Here is a 19,766-nt window from a genome sequence, read left to right on the forward strand (position 1 = left end):
GGTCCGGCCACCACCCCCCGGCTCCGGCGGGCCCCGGGAGCGGGAACCGGGGCCCGGGGGTGGTGGCGGGACCACCTCCCTGCCCGGCGCGTCTCCCGTCAGCCTCTGGACATCAGGGCCTTGAGGGCGATGTTGAGCTTGAGGACGTTCACCCGGGGCTCGCCCAGGAAGCCGAGCGTGCGGCCCTCCGTGTGGTCCGTGACGAGCTTGCCGACCGCGCCGGCATCGAGGTGGTTCCGCTCGGCGACCCGGTGGATCTGGAGCTTGGCGTACGCCGGCGGGATGTGCGGGTCGAGGCCCGAGCCGGAGGAGGTGACGGCCTCGGCCGGGATGTCGGACGGCTCGAGGGGGTGGCCGCTCACCGAGTTGTCCTGGATGACGGCCTGCTGGGCGGAGAGCACTTTGTAGCAGAGGGTGCCTTGCGCGTCCTCGGTCCTGTAGTCGGAGAGCTTCGCCGGGCACTTGCCGTCGACCGCGCCACTGTCGCCGGAGAGGTTCGTCGCGCCGGAGAGGATCAGCTCGTACTGCGTGTTGACGCTGTTCGCGCCGAGCCCGTGGGAGGGGCGGGGCTGGAACCAGCGCAGGTCCGCCTTCGGGGTCTCCTCGGGGTCGTCGGGGTTCTTCGGAGGGAGGTGGTAGCTCTGCCCGATGAGCTCGGACCCCACCACCCGCCCCGTTGCCGGATCCTTGATCTGGGAGCCGTTGGCCCTGCCGGAGAAGACGGCTTGGGCGATGCCGGTGACAGCGAGCGGGTAGAGCACGCCGCACACGACGGTGAGGACGAGCAGGGCGCGCAGCCCCGCCCAGAGCAACCGGGCTGTGTTTCCTGCGGAGTTGTTCATGACGTGATCAGCACGCTTTCTGGTTAACGCAGCCCGGGGACGAGAGAGAGGAGCAGGTCGATGATCTTGATGCCGATGAAGGGGGCGATCAGGCCGCCGAGCCCGTAGATCCCGAGGTTGCGGCGCAGCATCCGGTCGGCGCTCATCGGCCGGTAGCGGACGCCCTTGAGGGCGAGCGGTACGAGCGCGATGATGATCAGCGCGTTGAAGATCACGGCGGAGAGGATCGCGGACTGCGGGCTGTGGAGGTCCATGATGTTGAGCTTGTCGAGGCCCGGGTGGACCACCGCGAACATCGCCGGGATGATCGCGAAGTACTTCGCGACGTCGTTGGCGATCGAGAAGGTTGTCAACGCGCCCCGGGTGATGAGGAGTTGCTTGCCGATCTCGACGATCTCGATGAGCTTGGTGGGATTGGAGTCCAGGTCCACCATGTTCCCGGCCTCCTTGGCGGCCGAGGTGCCGGTGTTCATGGCCACGCCGACGTCGGCCTGGGCGAGGGCGGGCGCGTCGTTCGTACCGTCGCCGGTCATCGCGACGAGCTTGCCGCCCGCCTGCTCGCGCTTGATGAGCGCCATCTTGTCCTCGGGCGTCGCCTCGGCCAGGAAGTCGTCGACCCCGGCCTCCTCGGCGATGGCTTTCGCGGTCAGCGGGTTGTCACCCGTGATCATGACCGTCTTGATGCCCATCCTGCGGAGCTCGTCGAACCGCTCGCGCATGCCCTCCTTGACGACGTCCTTGAGGTGGACGACACCGAGGACCCGTGCGCCGTCAGCGTCTTCCAGAGCCACCAGCAGCGGCGTGCCACCAGCCTGGGAAATCCGGTCGGTGAGATCCTGGGCGTCTTCCGCAACACTGCCGCCCTGCTCCTTCACCCACGCCACGACCGACCCGGTCGCACCCTTGCGCACCTTGCGCCCGTCCACGTCCACACCCGACATCCGGGTCTGCGCCGTGAAGGCCACCCACTGCGCCCCGGCCGACTCACCCTGATGACGCTCGCGCAGGCCGTACTTCTCCTTCGCCAGTACGACGACGGAGCGGCCCTCGGGAGTCTCGTCGGCGAGCGAGGAGAGCTGGGCGGCATCGGCCAGTTCGGCCTCGGTGACACCTCGTACCGGAAGGAACTCGGCGGCCTGCCGATTGCCCAGCGTGATCGTGCCCGTCTTGTCGAGGAGCAGGGTGGACACGTCGCCCGCCGCTTCGACCGCGCGCCCCGACATGGCCAGTACGTTGCGCTGGACGAGGCGGTCCATGCCCGCGATGCCGATCGCTGAGAGCAGCGCGCCGATCGTCGTCGGGATCAGGCAGACGAGGAGCGCGACGAGCACGATCATCGACTGCTCGGCGCCGGCGTACGTGGCGAACGGCTGGAGCGTGACGACGGCCAGCAGGAATACGATCGTCAACGAGGCCAGCAGGATGTTCAACGCGATCTCATTGGGCGTCTTCTGCCGGGCCGCGCCCTCGACCAGGTTGATCATCCGGTCGATGAACGTCTCGCCGGGCTTCGTCGTGATCTTGATGACGATGCGGTCGGAGAGCACCTTCGTGCCGCCGGTGACCGCACAGCGGTCGCCGCCCGACTCCCGGATGACGGGGGCCGATTCACCGGTGATGGCGGACTCGTCGACGGAGGCGACGCCTTCCACCACGTCACCGTCGCCGGGGATGACGTCACCGGCCTCGCAGACCACCAGGTCACCGATCCGCAGGTCCGTCCCCGGCACCCGTTCTTCGTTCGGCCCGATGACGCGGCGCGCGACGGTGTCCGTCTTGGCCTTGCGCAGGGTCTCGGCCTGGGCCTTGCCCCGGCCCTCGGCGACCGCCTCGGCCAGGTTGGCGAAGACGGTCGTGAGCCACAGCCAGGCGGTGATCGCCCAGCCGAACCAGTCACCGGGGTTCATGACCGCGAAGGCCGTGGTCAGCACCGACCCGATCTCGACCACGAACATCACCGGGGACTTGACCATCACCCGGGGGTCCAGCTTGCGCAGCGCGTCGGGGAAGGACCTAAGGAGCTGCTTGGGGTCGAAGAGGCCCCCGCCGGTCCTCCCCCGGCCTCCGCCGTCGCTCTTGTGGCCGGGGGGTACGTCCGGGTGAGGTGCCCGGGTCCCGGAATTCCCGGTGGTCACAGTGGGTGTGCTCATGATGCGAGCCCTTCGGCAAGCGGTCCCAGCGCGAGCGCGGGGAAGTAGGTGAGACCGGTGATGATCATGATCGTGCCGACCAGCAGGCCGGTGAACAGCGGCTTCTGGGTGCGCAGAGTGCCCGCCGTCTCGGGGACGGGAGTCTGCTCGGCCAGCGAACCGGCCAGGGCGAGGACGAACACCATCGGCAGGAAGCGGCCGAGCAGCATCGCGATGCCGATCGTGCTGTTGAACCACTCCGTGTCCGCGCTCAGTCCGCCGAACGCGGAGCCGTTGTTGTTGGCGCCCGAGGTGTAGGCGTACAGGATCTCGGAGAAGCCGTGCGCCCCCGAGTTCAGCATCGAGTCGCCCGGGGTCGGCAGGGCCATGGCCACGGCGGTGAAGCCGAGCACCAGTGCCGGGGTGACCAGGATGTAGCAGGCGGCGAACTTGATCTGCCGCGTGCCGATCTTCTTGCCCAGGTACTCCGGGGTCCGGCCGACCATCAGGCCGGCGATGAACACCGCGATGACCGCCATGACGAGCATCCCGTACAGGCCGGAACCGACACCGCCGGGTGCGATCTCGCCGAGCTGCATGCCCAGGAGGTTGATGCCGCCGCCGAGTCCGGTGTTGGAGGAGTGGAAGGAGTTGACCGCGCCGGTCGACGTCAGTGTCGTGGCGACCGAGAAGATCGCGGAACCGGCGATGCCGAAGCGGGTCTCCTTGCCCTCCGTCGCGCCGCCGGCGAGGTCGAACGCGGGGCCGTGGTGGGCGGACTCCGTCCACATCATCAGCGCGGTGAAGCCGAGCCAGATGGTCGCCATCGTGGCCAGGATCGCGTACCCCTGCTTGAGGGAGCCGACCATCTTCCCGAAGGTGCGGGTCAGCGCGAACGGGATGACCAGGATGAGGAAGACCTCGAAGAGGTTGGAGAGCGCGTTGGGGTTCTCGAAGGGGTGGGCGGAGTTGGCGTTGAAGTAGCCGCCGCCGTTGGTGCCCAGCTCCTTGATGACCTCCTGGGAGGCGACCGCGCCGCCGTTCCACTGCTGGGTTCCGCCCGTGAACTGGCCGACCTCGTGGATGCCGGAGAAGTTCTGGATCGCGCCGCAGGCCACCAGGACGAGTGCGCCGATGACGGAGATCGGGATCAGGATGCGGACGGTGCCGCGCACCAGGTCGGCCCAGAAGTTGCCGAGCTCACCGGTGCGGGACCGGGCGAAGCCGCGTACGAGAGCGACGGCGACGGCCATGCCCACGGCCGCCGACACGAAGTTCTGCACTGCCAGGCCGCCGGTCTGGACGACGTGGCCCATGGCCTGCTCGCCCGCGTACGACTGCCAGTTGGTGTTGGCGACGAACGACGCGGCGGTGTTGAATGCCTGGTCCGGGTCGATGGAGGAGAAGCCGAGGGAGCCGGGCAGGCTGCCCTGCACCCGCTGCAGCAGGTAGAGAAAGAGAACGCTCACCAGCGAGAAGCCGAGGACGCCGCGCAGATACGCGGGCCACCGCATCTGAGCGCCGGGGTCGGCGCCTATCGCCTTGTAGATCCACTTCTCGACCCGCAGGTGGCGGGGCGAGGAGTAGACGCCGGCCATGTGGTCGCCGAGGGGGCGGTAGGCCAGCGCGAGAGCGGCGAGGAGTGCGAGGAGCTGGAGCACTCCGGCAAGGACGGGAGACATGACGGGCTCAGAACCTCTCCGGGTACACAAGGGCGAGGATCAGATAGCCCAGCAGGGAGACGGCCACGACCAGGCCGACGACGTTCTCGGCGGTCACAGCTTCGTCACCCCCTTGGCGACGAGTGCCACCAGCGCGAAAACCGCGAGCGTGGTCACGACGAAGGCCAGATCGGCCATCGCGAGCTCCTGAATGCAGTGGGTGGGTGGAGGGGGTCCGTACGACCCGGGGCGCGCGGCCTGCGCCGCACGTCCCGAGTAGAGAGAAACCCCTTCCAGCCACCTCTTGACCTGCGTTGACGCTCTCCTGACGCCCAGGGCCGTGCTCTTGACGCGTCCCCTACGGGTCTTGACGTGCCCCATACGCGGACACGCCGCTGCGGGTACCGGACAAGGCCGGTACCCGCAGCGGCGTGTCCGGGGCCGTCACCGTCGCTCCGACGGGCTCACCCCCTCGACGCGGCCTCCGCCTGCTCCGGCCCGTCAGGAGGAGTGCGGGACGGCGCCGCTCCGCGAGCGGATGCGGAGGCCGGTGACGATCTCGACGACACCGACGGCCACCAGCCAGCAACCGCCGACCACCGTCAGGACGGCCACCGAGTCCAGCGGCGACGTGATCAGCACGACTCCGGCGAGCGCGCTGAGGACGCCGAGGCAGATCTGCCAGCCCCTGGCGGGCATCTCGGAGTCCGAGATGCCCGCCACCGTCTGGGTGATGCCTCGGAAGAGCCAGCCGATGCCGATCCACAGCGCGAGCAGCAGCAGCGACTGCATCGCTCCGCGGAAGCAGAGGAGGCCCAGCAGGATGGACAGGGCGCCACTGATGAACGCCATCACCCGCAGTGCCGCCGACACATGCGTACCGAACGCCGCGACCAGTTGGAGGACGCCGCTGACCAGCAGATAGGCCCCGAAGAAGGAGGCCACCACGAGCAGTGTCACGCCGGGCCACACCAGTACAGCGACACCGAGGACCAGGGAGAGCACCCCCGCGGCGAGCACGGCCTGCCAGGCGCCCCGGGTGAGCCGGTGCAGCGGCCCCTCGGCGGGCCGGGGCCCCCACCCCTGGCGCTCCTCGTCCTGCCGGGGCGTCCGCTGCGGCGGTTCCTGCCGCGGATCCCGGGCGTGCGGATCCTGCGCCGCTCCCTGACGCGGCTGCTCCTGCTGCCACGGCTCCCTCGGGGGTTCCTGCCCGGGCGACTGCTGCCACGGCTCCCTCGGAGGTTCCTGCCCGGGCGCCTGCTGCCACGGCTCCCTCGGAGGTTCCTGCTCCGGCGCCTGCTGCCACGGCTCCTGGGCCGCTTCCCGACGCCGAGGATCCTGCTGCCACGGCTCCTGCGGCGGTCCCTGCTGCGGTTGGGTGGTCATGCGACAGCTCCTCCGCCGGGGCGCGCCGGCGGGTCACCGGCTGTCACCGCTGCCTCTCACTAGACCAAACGCCCCCAATAACCGCATTCCGGGCACTGACGGGCCCACACACCAGGACATGCCACCCCGTAGCCACGCTGCTACTTTTTGCCACATGTCCGTATTCACCCCATTCAACCGATACGGCGACTGAGGGCATGGGCGTCATCCGTGACCACCCCGAACTCGCCGTCTTCCTCTGTCTGGCCCTCGGCTATCTCTTCGGCAAGCTCCGGGTGGGCCCCATCACGCTGGGCGGCATCTGCGGCACCCTGATCGTCTCGCTGCTGCTCGGCACCCAGAAGATCAGCGTGGACGACGACGTGAAGACGCTCTTCTTCGCGCTGTTCATCTTCGCGCTCGGCTACATGGCGGGCCCGCAGTTCTTCGCCCATCTCAACCGCAAGGGGCTGCGTTTCGGCGTGCTGTCCCTGATCGAGATGGTCAGCGTCCTGCTGATCGCCTACGGCCTGGCCAAGGCGTTCGACCTGGACGTGGGTACCGCGTCCGGCATCCTGGCCGGTGCCGCCACCGAGTCGGCGGTGGTCGGCACGGCCACGGAGTCGATCGGCAAGCTGGCGAGTCTGACCCCCGACCAGATCACCCAGTACCAGAGCCATGTGGCCACCGCGTACACCGTCTGCTATCTGTTCGGCCTGGTCACCATCGTCATCCTGACCAGCCAGATCATGCCGATGATGATGCGGATCAACCTGCGCGACGCCTCCCGCGAGCTGTGGGAGAAGATGCGCGGCGACTCCGCGGCGCTGGAGGACGACGAGACGGAGGCCCTGCCCGCCCTGGTGGGCCGCACCTTCCTGGTGACGCACGCCGACGGCCGCACCATCGGTGACCTCGAGTCCGCCTTCGACGGGCGGGTCACGGTGGAGGGCATCAAGCGCGGCAGCCGGCTGCTCAAGCCGGAGCCGGGACTCGCCCTCTCCCTCAGCGACCTGGTGCAGGTGGTCGGCCGCCGGGCGGCTGTGATCCCCGCGGGCCGGGCGATCGGCCCGGAGACCCCGTCGATTCCCGGTCTGGACACTCCGATGGTGGTACGTCAGGTGGTCCTCACGGACAGGGCGATGGACCGCAAGTCCATCGACGCGCTCCAGAAGGCCCACCCCGAGTTCATCAAGTCCGGGGTGTACGTCACCGACGTCCTGCGTGCCGAGCAGCATCTGCCCGCCGCCCCGGAGACCGAACTGCGCCGTGGCGACGTCCTGACCCTGGTGGGTGCGCGGGCCGGGCTCGGCAAGGTCGTCGACAAGATCGGCGCCCTGGTCAAGAACGAGTCCACCGACTTCGTCTACATGGGTCTGGGTCTGGTCGTCGGCTCCCTGATCGGCCAGCTCGTCCTGCGGCTCGGTGACGTACCCCTGTCGCTGGGCACCGGCGGCGGCTGCCTGGTGTCCGGGCTGTTCTTCGGCTGGCTGCGCTCGCGCCGCCCCACGTTCGGCGCGTTCCCCCCGCAGGCCGCGAGCACCATCAAGGACCTCGGCCTGTCCGTCTTCATCGCCTGCACCGGGCTCGCCTCGGGCGCGACGGCGGGTCCGCTGCTCAAGCAGTACGGGGCGCTGCTGCCGCTGGCCGGCGTCGGCATGGTGCTGATCCCCGCGCTGATCTCGCTCTTCGTCGGCCTGAAGCTGCTGAAGATCGAAAAGCCTCTGCTGGTGGGCGCGATCGCCGGACAGCAGTGCTCGACGCCCGCGATCACCGCCATCACCCAGGTGTCGCAGAGCTCGGTCCCGCTGCTCGGCTACACGATCACCTACACCCTGTCCAACTTCCTGCTGCCGCTCACGGGACCGATCCTCGTCGGCGTACTGGGGGCCTGACATGATCGATTTCCTGGTGCGCGACATCTTCCGGCCGCACCCCGAACTGCTCGTCTTCCTGGTCGTCGCCCTCGGCTTCCTGGCCGGCAGGATCCACTACAGGACGATCGCCCTGGGCGCGGTCACCGGCTGCCTGGTCATGGGCCTGCTCTTCGGCGCGCAGCTGAAGGTGCCGGTCAACGGCACGGTGAAGGACCTGTTCTTCATCATGTTCCTGTTCGCCCTCGGCTACAAGGTCGGCCCCCAGTTCTTCCGGGGCCTGAAGAAGGACGGACTTCCCCAGGTCCTCAACGCGGTCATCGTCTGCGTGACCGGTCTGCTGGTGGCCTGGGGCTTCGCCGCGATGCTCGGTTACGGTCCCGGGCTCACGGCAGGTCTGATGAGCGGTTCGCTCACCCAGTCCGCGGCGATCGGCGTGGCCCAGGACGCCATCGGCACCCTGCCGGGCATCAGCGCGGGCGAAGCAAAGAGCGAAGAGAATTTGGTCGCGGTGGGGTACGCGGTGACGTACCCGCTGGGCACGATCCTGTGCGCGATGCTCCTGGCGAACGTGCTGCCCAGGCTCTACCGCCGCGACCTGGCCGCCGAGAGCACGGCCCTCGCCCAGGAGCTGGACGCCCCGAGCGACAACCCGGACCTGGGCGCCGGCTACTACGAGGTGGTGCTCCGCGCCTACCGGGTGGAACGCCCCGACCTCGCGGGCCGCACCATCGAGGACTTCGAGCAGCAGCAGAAGGAACTCGGCCGCCGCATCTACCTCACCCAGGTCAGACGCGACGGCGAGATCCTGCCGCAGTCCCAGTCGACCGTCCTGAGGCAGGGCGACGTGGTCGCGCTCAGCGCACTGCGCGGCGATCTCGTCGCGTACGACGCCCGTACCCACATCGGCGGCGAGGCCGACGACGTCAAGCTCCTCGGCTACCGGACCGAGCAGCTGCACGTCGTCGCCTCCCACAAGGCTCACCTCGGCAAGACCGTCGCCGAGCTGCGGCGCGAGCCGTTCATGGTCGGCGTGTACATCGAGAAGCTGTACCGCTCGGGAGCGGAGTTCCCCTTCCGGCTGTCCACCCCGCTGGAGCGCGGCGACACACTCGTCCTGACCGGCCCCGAGCGGCTCGTCGCTCCGGCGGGCAAGGAGCTCGGCAAGCCGGTTCCCACCAGCTTCGCCACCGACATGATCTGGGTCGGCCTCGGCATCTTCCTCGGCGGCTGCATCGGCATCCCGGCCCTCACCATGGGCGGCGTGCCGATCTCGCTCTCCACTTCCGGCGGCGGCCTGATCATGGGTCTGGTCTTCGGTTATCTGCGGGGCAAGTACCCGACGTTCGGCAATGTGCCGCCGGGCGCGCAGTGGCTGATGGACACCCTGGGGCTGTGCATGTTCGTGGCGATCGTCGGCATCAACGCGGGCCCCAGCTTCACCAGCGGCCTCTCGACGGCCGGCTGGGGCCTGCTCGTCTTCGGCGCCGTCACCACCGTGGTCCCTCTGCTCGTCGGCTTCCTCTTCGGCCACTACGTCCAGAAGATCCGCTTCCCGATCCTGATGGGCGTCCTGGCGGGCGGACAGACCACCACCGCCGCGATCGGCGCCCTCAACGAGAACGCCAAGTCCCAGATCCCCACGCTCGGTTACACGATTCCGTACGCCATCGGGAACGTGCTGCTGACGATCTGGGGCGCGGTCGTCGTCCTGCTCCACCACTGACCCTCCCCGCACCTTCCAAGGAGTTCCCGTGCCCAAGTCCACGTACAGCCGCGAGGAGATGAAGCGGCTCTCCTCGCTGAGCCCGTTCGAGCTGAAGGCGGAGTTCATCAAGCTCGCCGAGGCGCATCAGGAGGGCAGGCCCGGCCAGAAGGGCGAGGCCACCCGCACGATGCTCAACGCCGGGCGCGGCAACCCCAACTGGGTCGCCACGGGCCCGCGCGAGGCGTTCTTCGCCCTGGGCCACTTCGCGCTCTCGGAGTCCCGCCGCGTGTGGACCGCCGACAATCTGGGCGGCATGCCGGAGAAGAAGGGCTCCGCCGCACGCTTCGAGCGCTTCGTGCGGACGCATCCGGAGCTGCCCGGCATCGAGATGCTCAAGGCGGGCTTCGACCTGGCTGTCGAGCGCTTCGACTTTGACCCCGATGCCTTCGTGCACGAGATGAGCGACTCGGTCATCGGGGACAACTACCCGAGCCCGGACCGGATGCTGACGCACTGCGAGGACATCGTGCGCGGCTACCTCCAGGACGAGATGTTCGCCGGGAACCCGCCCTCGGACCGTCTCAGTCTGTTCGCCACCGAGGGCGGCACGGCGGCGATGTGCTACACCTTCGACTCGCTGATGAAGAACGGCATCCTGAAGAAGGGCGACAAGATCGCCCTGATGGTGCCGGAGTTCACCCCCTACCTGGAGATCCCCGAGCTCGACACGTACGACTTCGACGTGGTGCCCATCGAGGCGAACATGTTCGCCGAGGAGGGGGTCCGCGAGTGGCGCTATCCCACCGAGGAGGTCGCCAAGCTGGCCGATCCGCTGGTGAAGATGGTCTGTCTGGTCAACCCGTCCAACCCGCCGTCGCTGGCGCTGTCCCAGCGGGTCACCGACCAGATCAAGGAGATCGTCGCCGCCTCGAACCCGAACCTCGTCATTGTCACCGACGACGTGTACGGCACCTTCGTGGAGGGCTTCCGCTCGATCGCCGCCGACCTCCCGCGCAACACCCTCCTGGTCTACTCGTACTCCAAGCACTACGGGGCCACCGGCTGGCGTCTGGGCGTGATCGGGCTGCACGACGACAACGTCATCGACGACATGCTCCGCGCCCAGCCGCAGGAGCAGAAGGACCGGCTCAACGACCGGTACGGGACGCTGTCGCTGGAGCCGGAGAAGATCAGGTTCATCGACCGGCTGGTCGCCGACTCCCGGCAGGTGGCCCTCAACCACACGGCGGGGCTCTCGCTCCCGCAGCAGGTCATGATGGCCCTCTTCTCCCTCTTCGACATGCTGGAGGAGGGGCAGGCGTACAAGCTCCGGATCCGCGAGATCGTGCAGCGCAGGCTCCAACTGCTGCTCGAAGGCGCCCAGATGAAGATCGCCGAGGACCCGCAGCGGGCGGCGTACTACATCGAGCTCGACCTGCTCGCCGAGGCGGAGCGGGTCCAGGGCAAGGCCTTCGCGGACTTCCTCGAGCAGCACTACGAGCCGGTCGACCCGCTGTTCAGGCTGGCCGAGCAGACCGGGGTGGTCCTCCTCAACGGCGGCGGCTTCGACGGGCCCCAGTGGTCGGTGCGGGCCTCGCTGGCCAACCTCGACGACCTGGACTACCTCCAGATCGGCCATCACCTCCGCAAGATCTTCGACGACTACATCGCGGAGTGGAAGGCGGCGGGGGGCACTCCGGTGGGGTAGCAGGGCACGCACCGGCAGTTCACGGACCGCGGCCGCCCGGGGCCGCGGCCCGTACACCGCACCCCGTCAGCGGCAGGAGGCCAGGGGCATGAGGCGACACCTCAGCAGGATCGACCGGCGCTGGTTCGAGCAGGTGGCCAGTGCCCGGCTGGCCGGGGCGGAGCGGGTACTGCCCGCACTGTCCAGGGCGGCGAACCACGGCAAGCTCTGGCTCGGGGCCGCGGCGGTGCTGACGGTCGCGGGCGGACCCACCGCCCGGCGGGCCGCCCGCCGGGGGGCCGGCTCCCTGGTGCTGGCCTCGCTGACGACGAACGCGGTCGCCAAGTACGCGGTGCGCCGTGCCAGGCCCGTCGCCGACGGCGTCCCCTTCGTCCGGCGCCCGCTGACGGCCCCCTGGACGCCGTCCTTCCCCTCCGGCCACTCCGCGTCGGCGGCGGCCTTCGTCGCGGGAGTGGCGCTGGAGGCACCCCGCTACGGTGCGCTGCTGGCACCGCTGGCCGCCGCCGTGGCCTTCTCACGGGTGTACGTGGGGGTCCACTACCCCGGCGACGTACTCGCGGGGTGCGCGCTGGGTGTGGCCGCCGCCGCGGTCACCTGCCACTGGTGGCCGCCCCGCCCCGCTTCGGTACGCAGCGGCCGCACCCGGGTCGAGGCGCCCGCACTGCCGGACGGGGAGGGGCTGGTCGTGGTCGTCAACTCCGGGTCGGGAAAGGGCGTTCCCGGCCGGCTGCCCCCGCACGAGCACCTGCGGCTGCTGCTGCCCGCGGCGGAGATCCGGGTCCGGGGAACGGGCGAGGACCTCATGGCGGTGCTCGACAAGGCGGTGGTGCGGGCGCAGGAGCGGGCCGGGGTCCTCGGGGTGTGCGGCGGTGACGGCACGGTGAGCGCGGCGGCCTCCAAGGCGGCAGCCGCCGGACTGGCGCTCGCCGTGTTCCCCGGGGGCACGCTGAACCACTTCGCGCTGGACGTCGGCGCGGCCACCTTCGAGGACACGGCGCGCGCCGTCCGGTACGGGGAGGCGGTACGGGCCGACCTGGCGCGGGTCACCGACAGCGACGGCGGGCACGTCACGGACTTCGTGAACACCTTCAGCATCGGTTTCTACCCGGAGCTGGTGCGGCGCCGCGAGAAACTGGAGGGCCGGATCGGGAAGTGGCCCGCGGCCGCGGTCTCCCTGGTGCGGGTGCTGCGCGACGCCTCTCCGCTGCACATCGACGTCGACGGCAGGCCGCGCACCCTGTGGCTGCTGTTCGCGGGCAACGGCCACTACCTGCCCGACGGCCTCGCCCCGTCCCACCGCCCGCACCTCGACGACGGCCGCCTGGACGTCCGTACCGTCGACGCCGAGGCACGCCTCGCGCGCACCCGGCTGGTGATCTCCGCCCTGGCCGGCGCCCTGGGCCCGTCCCACGTCTTCCGGTCGCAGCGCGTGGAGCGCCTCGAACTGGGAGCCCTCGACAGCGTCGCCCTCCTCGCCTACGACGGCGAGACGGCCGCCGCGCCCGCCGGCCTGCTCCTCGCCAAGGAGGGCGCCGCCCTCACGGTCTACAGCCCGGTGCGGGACCTCGGCGAGATCGGCCCGCAGCTGCGCACCGCAACGGCCGCGGCCCGCGCGGGCCGCCAGGTCCCTTAGGGCTTCGGCGGCGCAGGCGCACCACCGCTCCCGGCGTCCCGCGTGCCCTTCGCCCAGCGCTCCACCACGTCCTGGGTGTCTGTCACGGTGGCCACCAGGGCCAAGGTGTGGCGCACCAGCTGGGCCGTGTAGGGCGAGGGCACGCCCGCGATGGCGTCGGCGGCGACCACCACCCGGTAGCCCGTGTTGACCAGGTCGAACACCGCGTTCGGAATCGCCACGTTCGCCGAGACCCCCACCACGACCACGTTGCGGCACCCGAGGTTGCGCAGCAGCGCGTCCACTTCCGTCCCCGCCACCGGCGACAGCCCGTGCAGCCGCCGCACCACGAGGTCCGCGTCCGCCACCTCGACGGGCGCGGCCACCCGTACTGCTTCGCTGCCCGTCCACTGCTGTACGGGCAGACGCTCCGCGGCCCGGAAGAGCCGTGCGTGCCGGCTCGCTCCGCGCCCGTCCGGCCGCCGCTCGGCGACCGCGTGCATCACCTGCACCCCGGCCCCGTGCGCGGCGTCGACCAGCCGCGCCACGTTCCGCAGGGCGCCCGAGGACCGCATTTCCTCGGCGAGTTCGGGCAGGGCGCTGCAGGTCCCGACCACCCCCTCCTGGCACTCCACGGTGAGCAGCACCGTGGCCGCCGGGTCGAGCTGTTCCGCGAGCTGTGCGGCACGTGGTTCCTGTGACGGCATGGCGACACCCCTCCGCTCCCCGGGCCCTGCGAACGGCCCGGAGGGTAGCGGGCATTGCGTACCGGGGGAAGGAAGCCCCATGATTCCTGACGGCACATCAGGCCTTCGTCCGGCTCACCGCAATCCCCACGAGGAGCACGAGATGACCAGCAGCACCCAGCGCCGCGGCCGCCGCATCATGATGAGCGACAGCGAGCGCGACACGTACCTCGGCGAGCAGCGCACCTGCCGGGTGGCCACCGTCTCTGCGGGCGGCGCCCCGCACCTGGGTGCGCTGTGGTTCGTGTGGGACGGCGGTTCGCTCTGGCTGTACTCGATCACCCGCAGCCGCCGCTGGTCCCAGCTCCGCAAGGATCCGCGGATCGCCGTGGTGGTGGACGACGGCGTCGAGTACGGCGACTTGCGCGGGGTGGAGCTCTCCGGTTCGGCGGTCTTCGTCGGCGAGGCGCCGCGCACCGGCGAGCTGTGCCCCGAACTCGCGTCACCGGAGCGGCTGTTCGCCCAGAAGTACTTCGGACTCACCGAGATGCCGCACGACGGACGCCACGCCTGGCTCCGGCTGACCCCGGACGCCGTCGCCTCGTGGGACTTCCGCAAACTGGCCTCTCTCTAGGGCCTGTCCGGCGCGCCTTGGCGCGGTCGCGGGTCACTCCCGGCCCGATCCGCCCAACCGGCCCCGGCCCGCGGCGGGCACTCGGCTCGCGACCCGCTCCCCCGCCGCCGCCAGCGCGTCGACCACGGCCCGGACGGACGGCCGGCGGTCGGCGTCGGCGCGCCACACCGCGTACACATGCCTGCGCATGGCATGGTGCACCGGGACCACCCGCACCCCGTCCGGGACCGGCCCGCGCCCGAGTCTGGGTGCGACGCACACCCCCAACCCGGCTTCCACCAGTGCGAGTTGCGTCGCGTGTTCTTCTGCGACGTGGGCGAGCCGGGGCTCCACTCCCTCGCCCCGCAGGGTGAGCAGCAGCCACTCGTGACAGAACTCCCCCTCCGCCCAGGTCACCCAGTCGTCGTCGGCGAAGTCGGCGAGCTCCACCTCGGTCCGTCCGGCGAGCCGGTGTCCGGCGGGCATCGCGACGTCCGCCGGGTCCTCCAGCAGGGCACGCTTGGCGAGCCCCGCCGGCATCGACAGCGGCTTGTTGTACCAGTCGAGGACGACCGCGAGGTCGAAGTCCCCGCGCACCACGCCCCGTACGGACCCCTCCGGTTCCATCTCCCGCATTTTCACCCGGAGTTGCGGATGCCGGTCGCGCAGTTCCGTGAGGGCCGGCGGCACGAGTCCCCGGGCGGCCGTCGGGAAGGCAGCCAGTGCCAGGTCCCCGACCACCCGTCCGCGCTGCGCCTCGATGTCGGACTGGGCGCGCTCCGCCTGCGAGAGGATCCGCGCCGCGTGGCCGGCGAGCAGCCGTCCGGCCTCGGTGAGCCGGACGCCCCGGCCGTTCTTGGCGAGCAGCGGTTCGCCGACCTCCCGCTCCAGCTTCGCCATCTGCTGCGACACGGCGGACGTGGTGACGTGGAGCCCCTCGGCCGCGCCGCTCACCGAGCCGTGCCGGGCGAGGGCGTCGAGGGTCCGCAGCCGCTCCAGGTTCAACATGTAAGCAATGCTACGCGATCGCCCCAACAGAACTTGCTTGTGCTACGAGGTTGCACCCGCCATGGTGGTCCCCATGCCCCCCGTGCCCGCGGCTCACCCCCGCACCACAGAGCCCCCGGCGACACCCACGCCCGCCGCTGCCGCGCCGCACCCGCGCCCCGCACTCGACTGGCGCGTCCGGTTCGCGGCGCTGGCCCTCATCTGGGGCTTCAGCTTCCTGTTCATCAAGGTGGGCACGCAGGGGTTCGCACCGTTCCAGGTCACCTTCGGCCGGCTGCTGTTCGGCACTCTGGTCCTGGTCGCCGCGATGGCGGTCAAGCGCACCCGGCTCCCCCGCTCCGCCCGCACCTGGGGTCACCTCACGGTCGCCGCGTTCTTCCTGAACGCCCTCCCCTTCTCGCTCTTCGCGTACGCCGAGCTGACGATCCCCTCGACGCTGGCGGGCATCTGCAACGCGACGTCGCCGCTCTGGGGCATGGTGCTGTCCCTGGTCGCCCTCTCGGAGGACCGCCCGTCCCGGCGCCGGGTGGCGGGGCTGGGTCTGGGTTTCCTCGGCGTGCTCACCGTGCTGGGAGCCTGGCAGGGGTTCTCCGGCCTGGACCTGACCGGTACGGCGATGGCCCTGCTGGCGTCGCTCAGCTATCCCGTCGGCTGGACCTATCTGCGCCGCACGCTCGGCGGCAGCAAGGACTCGGCCCTCTCGATGACGGGTGCGCAACTCCTGCTCGCCACGGTGCAACTGGCCGTCGTCACCCCCCTGTTCACCACTCTCCCCAGCTCCTTCCCGGTCCTCCCGCTGGCCGCGACGGTCGCGCTGGGGGCGCTGGGCACGGGCCTGGCCATGCTCATCCAGTACAACCTGGTGGCGGAGATCGGCCCGACGACGGCCCAGATGGTCACGTACTTCGTCCCGGTCATCGCCACGGTCGCGGGCGTCACCCTGCTCGACGAGCACCTCGCCTGGAACACCCCTGTGGGCGCCCTGGTGATCCTGGCCGGCGCCGCCCTCACCCAGAGCAGACCCCGCCGCAGGAGCGCGACCCCCTAGACCTGCCGCAGAAGTGCGTTCCCCCAGACCTCACCGCAGAAGCGTGATCCGCCGGACCTCGCCACAGAAGCCCGATCCGCCGGAACGTCACAGGCACGCGACCTCTGGACCCCGCCGGGGACGCGGGCCCCACCCGACCTCGCCGCGACGCGGGCGACCTCCCGCACCCCCGCGTCCCTGCGTCACCGGGCCCCCGTCCCGCCCTCACTCGTACCGCCGTCCCACGACCTCCCCCACCGCCGCCGCGAAGACCCGTGCGAGGTCCGCCATCTCGCCGGGCTCCAGCGTGGACACGGTCACCCGCACCCCTTGCCCCGCCCCCAGCCGGAACCGCGCTCCCGGCGCCACCGCCCATCCCGCGTGCAACAGCCGTGACACCACCCCCGTCTCGTCCCCGACCGGGATCCACACGTTCAGCCCGCTGCGCCCGCGTGCGGCGATCCCCCGTTCGGCGAGCGCCGCGATCAGTGCCCCCCGCCGTTCTCCGTAGGAGCGCGCCACCGCCGCCGTGTCGACCGCACCGGTCTCCCACAGCCGTACCACCGCCCGCTGGAGCAGCAGACTCACCCACCCGGGGCCCAGCCGCTGCCGCCCGCGCACCCGGTCCAGCGTCTGCGCGTCCCCGGTCAGCACCGCCACCCGCAGATCGGGCCCGTACCCCTTGGACACCGACCGTACGAACACCCAGGGCCCGCCGCCTGCTCCGGTTCCGCTGCTCCGTGGCCCGGTTCCGTCTCCGGCAGCCCCGCTCCCCCGCACCCCCACCACCGGATGCACCGGCAGGTCCACGATCCCGTGCCCGTGGTCGTCCTCGACCAGCAGCACCGAGGGGTACGCGCGGAGCGCCTCCCGCAGGCGCAGCGCGCGCTCCTCGCTCACCGCGGCCCCCGTCGGATTCTGCGCCCTGGCCGTGACGACGAGGGCTCGCGCTCCGCCCCGCAGCGCGCGTTCCACGGCGTCGGGCAGCGGTCCCTCGTCGTCCACGGCGACCGGGACCGCGCGCAGGCCGAGCGCCGGCACCAGGTCGAGCATGGCCCCCCACCCCGGATCCTCCACGGCGACGGCGTCCCCCGGCTTCAGATGGACCGCGAGGGCCCGCTCGATCGCGTCCAGCGAACCGGAGGCGACGGCGACCGGCCCCCCGGGCACCCCGGCGGCGTCGAAGCCCTCCCTGGCCAGCCGCGCGAGAACGGGGTCGACGGCCTCCTCCCCGTACATCCGGGGCCGGGCGTCGGCCTGCTCGGCCGCGTACCCCAGCGCGTCCCGCAGCGGGGGGAGCAGCGCGGTGTCCGGGTTGCCCAGCGAGAGGTCCCGTACGCCTGCCGGGACGTCGGCCCGGATCGCGTCGCGCGCGGTGCTCACCGGTCTGGCCCGGATGCGACTGCCCCGCCGGCCGGCGGTCTCGATGACACCGCGCTCACGCAGGGTCCGGTAGGCGGCGGCGACGGTGTTGGGATTGACCCCTAGTTGCGTCGCCAACTCCCGCATGGGGGGCAGGACTTGGCCTGGCTCCAGGGCGCCTTCACTCACCCCCCGCTCCACACTGGCGGAAATCTCCGATGCACGCCGACCGCTGATCCGATACTCTCCTAGCACAAACCATAGTATGCACTAGTGCAATGGAGAGCGCAATGCAGGACAGCACCGCCGCCGCCACGGAGCCCATCGCCCCCACGCCCTCCGGCGCGTACACCCCCACCGCCCGTACGGTCCCCACCCGGTCACCCGAACGCGCCTCCTACGACCGCGAGCTGGTGCACTCGATACTCGACGAGGGGTACCTCTGCCACCTGGGCTTCGTCCGTGACGGCGCTCCGGTCGTCCTGCCGACCCTCTACGGCCGGATCGGCGAGAGTCTGTACGTGCACGGCTCAACCGGTTCGCGTCCGCTGCGCGCCGCGGGGCGCACCGCAGAGGCGCCGGGCATCGAGGTCTGTCTGACCGTGACCCATGTGGACGGCCTGGTGCTGGCCCGTTCCGCCTTCCACCACTCGATGAACTACCGGTCCGTGGTGGTCCTGGGCACCGCTCGGCCAGTGGTCGACGAGCAGGAGCGGCGGACCGCTCTCGACGCCCTGATGGACCAGGTCGTCGCCGGCCGCTCCGCCGATTCCCGCCCCGCCAGCGCCAAGGAGCTGGCCGCGACCGCCGTACTGCGCCTGGACCTCGACGAGGTGTCGGCGAAGGTCCGCACCGGCGGGCCCAACGACGAGCCCGAGGACGCGGACCTCCCGTACTGGACCGGCGTGGTCCCGCTCACCCGCGGCCACGGCGTGCCCGTCCCCGCCGACGACCTCGACCCGGCGATCCCGCTGCCCGGTTACCTCGCCGGCCTCTGAGACGGAAACCTCCGGGACGGGGACCTCCGAGACGGCGACCTATCGGACGGGACCTCCGAGACGGGGGCCTTCAAGGCGGGGGCCTCCAAGACGGGGGCCGGGCAGCGGCGGCACACACCGCCGGTGCCCGGTCCCCTCTGCCGGACCTACTGGACCGCGATGGCCGTCCGGCGCACCCTGGCTGCCTCCCGTGCCTCCCCGTATGCCAGCGCGGCCACGGCGGTGAGCAGCAGCAGCGTCCCGAGGACGGTGGCGGTCGTCAGCCGTTCGCCGAGCACGGCGACGGCGATGACCGCGGCGCTCACCGGTTCGAGCAGCATGATCACGGACACCGTCGCAGAACGCACGACGGAGGCCCCCGCGAAGTAGAGGGCGTAGGCGAGTGCGGTCGGCACCGCGGCGACGTACACCAGCAGGGCGATCACCGGCCCGAGCACGGCGGTCTGCGGCAGCATTCCCTCGGCCAGTGCGAGCGGCAGCAGGCACACCGTGCCGATCCCGAAGGACCAGGCGGAGGTGGTGACGGGGTCGCCGCCCTCGCCCTCCCTGCCGAACCAGCGGGTCAGCAGTGTCATCACCGCGTACCCCGCGGCGGAGAGCAGCGCGAGGAGCACTCCCGCGGGGCGCACCTCGCTCCCGCCGCCGCCCAGCACCAGCACCCCGAGCCCGGCGAGCGCGCCCGTCACCGCGCAGACCCCGCCGGCGCCGAGCCGCTCGCCGAGCAGCGCTCGCGCGCCCAGCGCGATCAGGACGGGCCCCGCACCGAGGGTGACCACGGTGCCGACGGCCAGCCCGGTGTCCTGGACGGCGGCGAAGTAGGCGGTCTGGAAGACGGTGAGGGTGAGCCCGGTGGCCAGCAACCGGCCCACCCGCCGGCGGCGCGGCCCGGCTGCCGCCCGCCTCTCCCGGCCGGCGGCGCCACGCCTCAGCAGCAGCCGGGTGGCCAGCAGCAGCAGGCAGCCGCCCGCGCACCGCCAGAAGGACAGGGCCATCGGCCCGAGGTCGCTCACCCCGTACAACAGGGAGGCGGCGGCTCCCGCCGTACCCCAGGCGATTCCGGCGAAGATCAGATACGTCAGGCCACGCCCGACGGACAACACCACAGCAGACACGTACGTCTCCACGTGAAGGAAGCGAGACAGGAAGGTGGTCGGCTCCGCACGCGGGCAGCGA

At 71.1% G+C, this 19,766-nt stretch carries 17 protein-coding genes; 7 read left to right on the forward strand and 10 right to left on the reverse strand.

The annotated features are described in order from the left end of the window. Nucleotides 1-98 precede the first annotated feature (98 nt). The 6 genes from ACFWVV_RS33670 to ACFWVV_RS33695 all read right to left on the reverse strand — a co-directional run bounded on the left by ACFWVV_RS33670 (nt 99) and on the right by ACFWVV_RS33695 (nt 5,685). A complete protein-coding gene (locus ACFWVV_RS33670) occupies nt 99-842 on the reverse strand; it encodes a potassium-transporting ATPase subunit C (RefSeq protein ID WP_384358260.1) in 744 nt (247 codons plus the stop codon). Nucleotides 843-865: 23 nt separating this feature from the next. Next, complete coding sequence (kdpB, locus tag ACFWVV_RS33675) at nt 866-2,992, reverse strand: potassium-transporting ATPase subunit KdpB (RefSeq protein ID WP_384358258.1); 2,127 nt, start codon at nt 2,990-2,992, stop codon at nt 866-868. Then, complete coding sequence (kdpA, locus tag ACFWVV_RS33680) at nt 2,989-4,653, reverse strand: potassium-transporting ATPase subunit KdpA (protein WP_384358256.1); 1,665 nt, start codon at nt 4,651-4,653, stop codon at nt 2,989-2,991. The genes kdpB and kdpA overlap by 4 nt, the downstream gene beginning before the upstream one ends. Before the next feature lie 7 nt (nt 4,654-4,660). Further along, entirely contained in the window at nt 4,661-4,750 is a 90-nt protein-coding gene (gene kdpF / locus ACFWVV_RS33685) for a K(+)-transporting ATPase subunit F (RefSeq protein WP_384358254.1), read from the reverse strand. Further along, nucleotides 4,747-5,013: a hypothetical protein gene (locus ACFWVV_RS33690; protein ID WP_384422879.1), complete on the reverse strand. Its 267-nt coding sequence runs from the start codon at nt 5,011-5,013 to the stop codon at nt 4,747-4,749. Before ACFWVV_RS33690 ends, kdpF begins: the two co-directional genes overlap by 4 nt. Nucleotides 5,014-5,133: 120 nt before the next feature. Further along, nucleotides 5,134-5,685 (reverse strand): HdeD family acid-resistance protein, encoded by a 552-nt coding sequence (locus ACFWVV_RS33695; RefSeq protein WP_384358485.1) that lies wholly within the window; start codon nt 5,683-5,685, stop codon nt 5,134-5,136. 530 nt (nt 5,686-6,215) lie between these two features. Here ACFWVV_RS33695 and aspT (ACFWVV_RS33700) point away from each other — a divergent pair. The 4 genes from aspT (ACFWVV_RS33700) to ACFWVV_RS33715 all read left to right on the forward strand — a co-directional run bounded on the left by aspT (ACFWVV_RS33700) (nt 6,216) and on the right by ACFWVV_RS33715 (nt 12,920). After that, nucleotides 6,216-7,892, forward strand: a complete 1,677-nt coding sequence (aspT, locus tag ACFWVV_RS33700) for an aspartate-alanine antiporter (protein ID WP_384358448.1) — start codon at nt 6,216-6,218, stop codon at nt 7,890-7,892. 1 nt (nt 7,893) lies between these two features. After that, nucleotides 7,894-9,597: an aspartate-alanine antiporter gene (aspT, locus tag ACFWVV_RS33705; protein ID WP_384358451.1), complete on the forward strand. Its 1,704-nt coding sequence runs from the start codon at nt 7,894-7,896 to the stop codon at nt 9,595-9,597. A gap of 28 nt (nt 9,598-9,625) precedes the next feature. Then, on the forward strand, nt 9,626-11,287 hold the full coding sequence (locus ACFWVV_RS33710) for a bifunctional aspartate transaminase/aspartate 4-decarboxylase (protein ID WP_384358453.1): 1,662 nt from the start codon (nt 9,626-9,628) through the stop codon (nt 11,285-11,287). Between the two features lie 88 nt (nt 11,288-11,375). Further along, entirely contained in the window at nt 11,376-12,920 is a 1,545-nt protein-coding gene (locus ACFWVV_RS33715; RefSeq protein ID WP_384358455.1) for a bifunctional phosphatase PAP2/diacylglycerol kinase family protein, read from the forward strand. On the opposite strand, the gene ACFWVV_RS33720 is transcribed toward ACFWVV_RS33715, so the two are convergent. After that, nucleotides 12,917-13,606, reverse strand: a complete 690-nt coding sequence (locus ACFWVV_RS33720; RefSeq protein WP_384358457.1) for an isochorismatase family protein — start codon at nt 13,604-13,606, stop codon at nt 12,917-12,919. The two genes, ACFWVV_RS33715 and ACFWVV_RS33720, sit on opposite strands and share 4 nt — an antisense overlap. A gap of 142 nt (nt 13,607-13,748) precedes the next feature. Here ACFWVV_RS33720 and ACFWVV_RS33725 point away from each other — a divergent pair, with 142 nt between their 5' ends. Further along, nucleotides 13,749-14,219, forward strand: coding sequence for a pyridoxamine 5'-phosphate oxidase family protein (locus tag ACFWVV_RS33725; RefSeq protein ID WP_384358459.1), 471 nt, complete (start codon nt 13,749-13,751; stop codon nt 14,217-14,219). 33 nt (nt 14,220-14,252) lie between these two features. Here ACFWVV_RS33725 and ACFWVV_RS33730 read toward each other — a convergent pair whose 3' ends face one another. After that, on the reverse strand, nt 14,253-15,206 hold the full coding sequence (locus ACFWVV_RS33730) for a LysR family transcriptional regulator (protein ID WP_384358461.1): 954 nt from the start codon (nt 15,204-15,206) through the stop codon (nt 14,253-14,255). Nucleotides 15,207-15,243: 37 nt separating this feature from the next. On the opposite strand from ACFWVV_RS33730, the gene ACFWVV_RS33735 reads away from it, so the two are divergent. Continuing rightward, complete coding sequence (locus ACFWVV_RS33735; protein WP_384358463.1) at nt 15,244-16,254, forward strand: DMT family transporter; 1,011 nt, start codon at nt 15,244-15,246, stop codon at nt 16,252-16,254. Between the two features lie 204 nt (nt 16,255-16,458). Here ACFWVV_RS33735 and ACFWVV_RS33740 read toward each other — a convergent pair whose 3' ends face one another. After that, a complete protein-coding gene (locus ACFWVV_RS33740) occupies nt 16,459-17,850 on the reverse strand; it encodes an aminotransferase class I/II-fold pyridoxal phosphate-dependent enzyme (protein WP_384358465.1) in 1,392 nt (463 codons plus the stop codon). 35 nt (nt 17,851-17,885) lie between these two features. Between ACFWVV_RS33740 and ACFWVV_RS33745 the strand changes: the two genes are divergently transcribed. Further along, nucleotides 17,886-18,593, forward strand: a complete 708-nt coding sequence (locus ACFWVV_RS33745) for a pyridoxamine 5'-phosphate oxidase family protein (protein ID WP_384358467.1) — start codon at nt 17,886-17,888, stop codon at nt 18,591-18,593. Between the two features lie 146 nt (nt 18,594-18,739). On the opposite strand, the gene ACFWVV_RS33750 is transcribed toward ACFWVV_RS33745, so the two are convergent. Continuing rightward, nucleotides 18,740-19,705 carry a DMT family transporter gene (locus ACFWVV_RS33750; RefSeq protein WP_384358469.1) on the reverse strand — a complete coding sequence of 322 codons (966 nt, stop codon included), beginning with the start codon at nt 19,703-19,705 and terminating at the stop codon, nt 18,740-18,742. Nucleotides 19,706-19,766 lie beyond the last annotated feature (61 nt).

The organism is Streptomyces sp. NPDC058663 (assembly GCF_042716745.1).
In the GTDB taxonomy this organism is placed as follows: domain Bacteria; phylum Actinomycetota; class Actinomycetes; order Streptomycetales; family Streptomycetaceae; genus Streptomyces.

Coding starts and splice junctions, on each gene's coding strand:
- ACFWVV_RS33745 (WP_384358467.1), top strand. CDS start 17,886: ATGCAGGACAGCACCGCCGCCGCCACGGAGCCCATCGCCCCCACGCCC.
- ACFWVV_RS33730 (WP_384358461.1), bottom strand. CDS start 15,206: ATGTTGAACCTGGAGCGGCTGCGGACCCTCGACGCCCTCGCCCGGCAC.
- kdpB (WP_384358258.1), bottom strand. CDS start 2,992: ATGAGCACACCCACTGTGACCACCGGGAATTCCGGGACCCGGGCACCT.
- kdpA (WP_384358256.1), bottom strand. CDS start 4,653: ATGTCTCCCGTCCTTGCCGGAGTGCTCCAGCTCCTCGCACTCCTCGCC.
- ACFWVV_RS33670 (WP_384358260.1), bottom strand. CDS start 842: ATGAACAACTCCGCAGGAAACACAGCCCGGTTGCTCTGGGCGGGGCTG.
- ACFWVV_RS33690 (WP_384422879.1), bottom strand. CDS start 5,013: ATGGGGCACGTCAAGACCCGTAGGGGACGCGTCAAGAGCACGGCCCTG.
- aspT (WP_384358451.1), top strand. CDS start 7,894: ATGATCGATTTCCTGGTGCGCGACATCTTCCGGCCGCACCCCGAACTG.
- ACFWVV_RS33715 (WP_384358455.1), top strand. CDS start 11,376: ATGAGGCGACACCTCAGCAGGATCGACCGGCGCTGGTTCGAGCAGGTG.
- ACFWVV_RS33725 (WP_384358459.1), top strand. CDS start 13,749: ATGACCAGCAGCACCCAGCGCCGCGGCCGCCGCATCATGATGAGCGAC.
- aspT (WP_384358448.1), top strand. CDS start 6,216: ATGGGCGTCATCCGTGACCACCCCGAACTCGCCGTCTTCCTCTGTCTG.
- ACFWVV_RS33720 (WP_384358457.1), bottom strand. CDS start 13,606: ATGCCGTCACAGGAACCACGTGCCGCACAGCTCGCGGAACAGCTCGAC.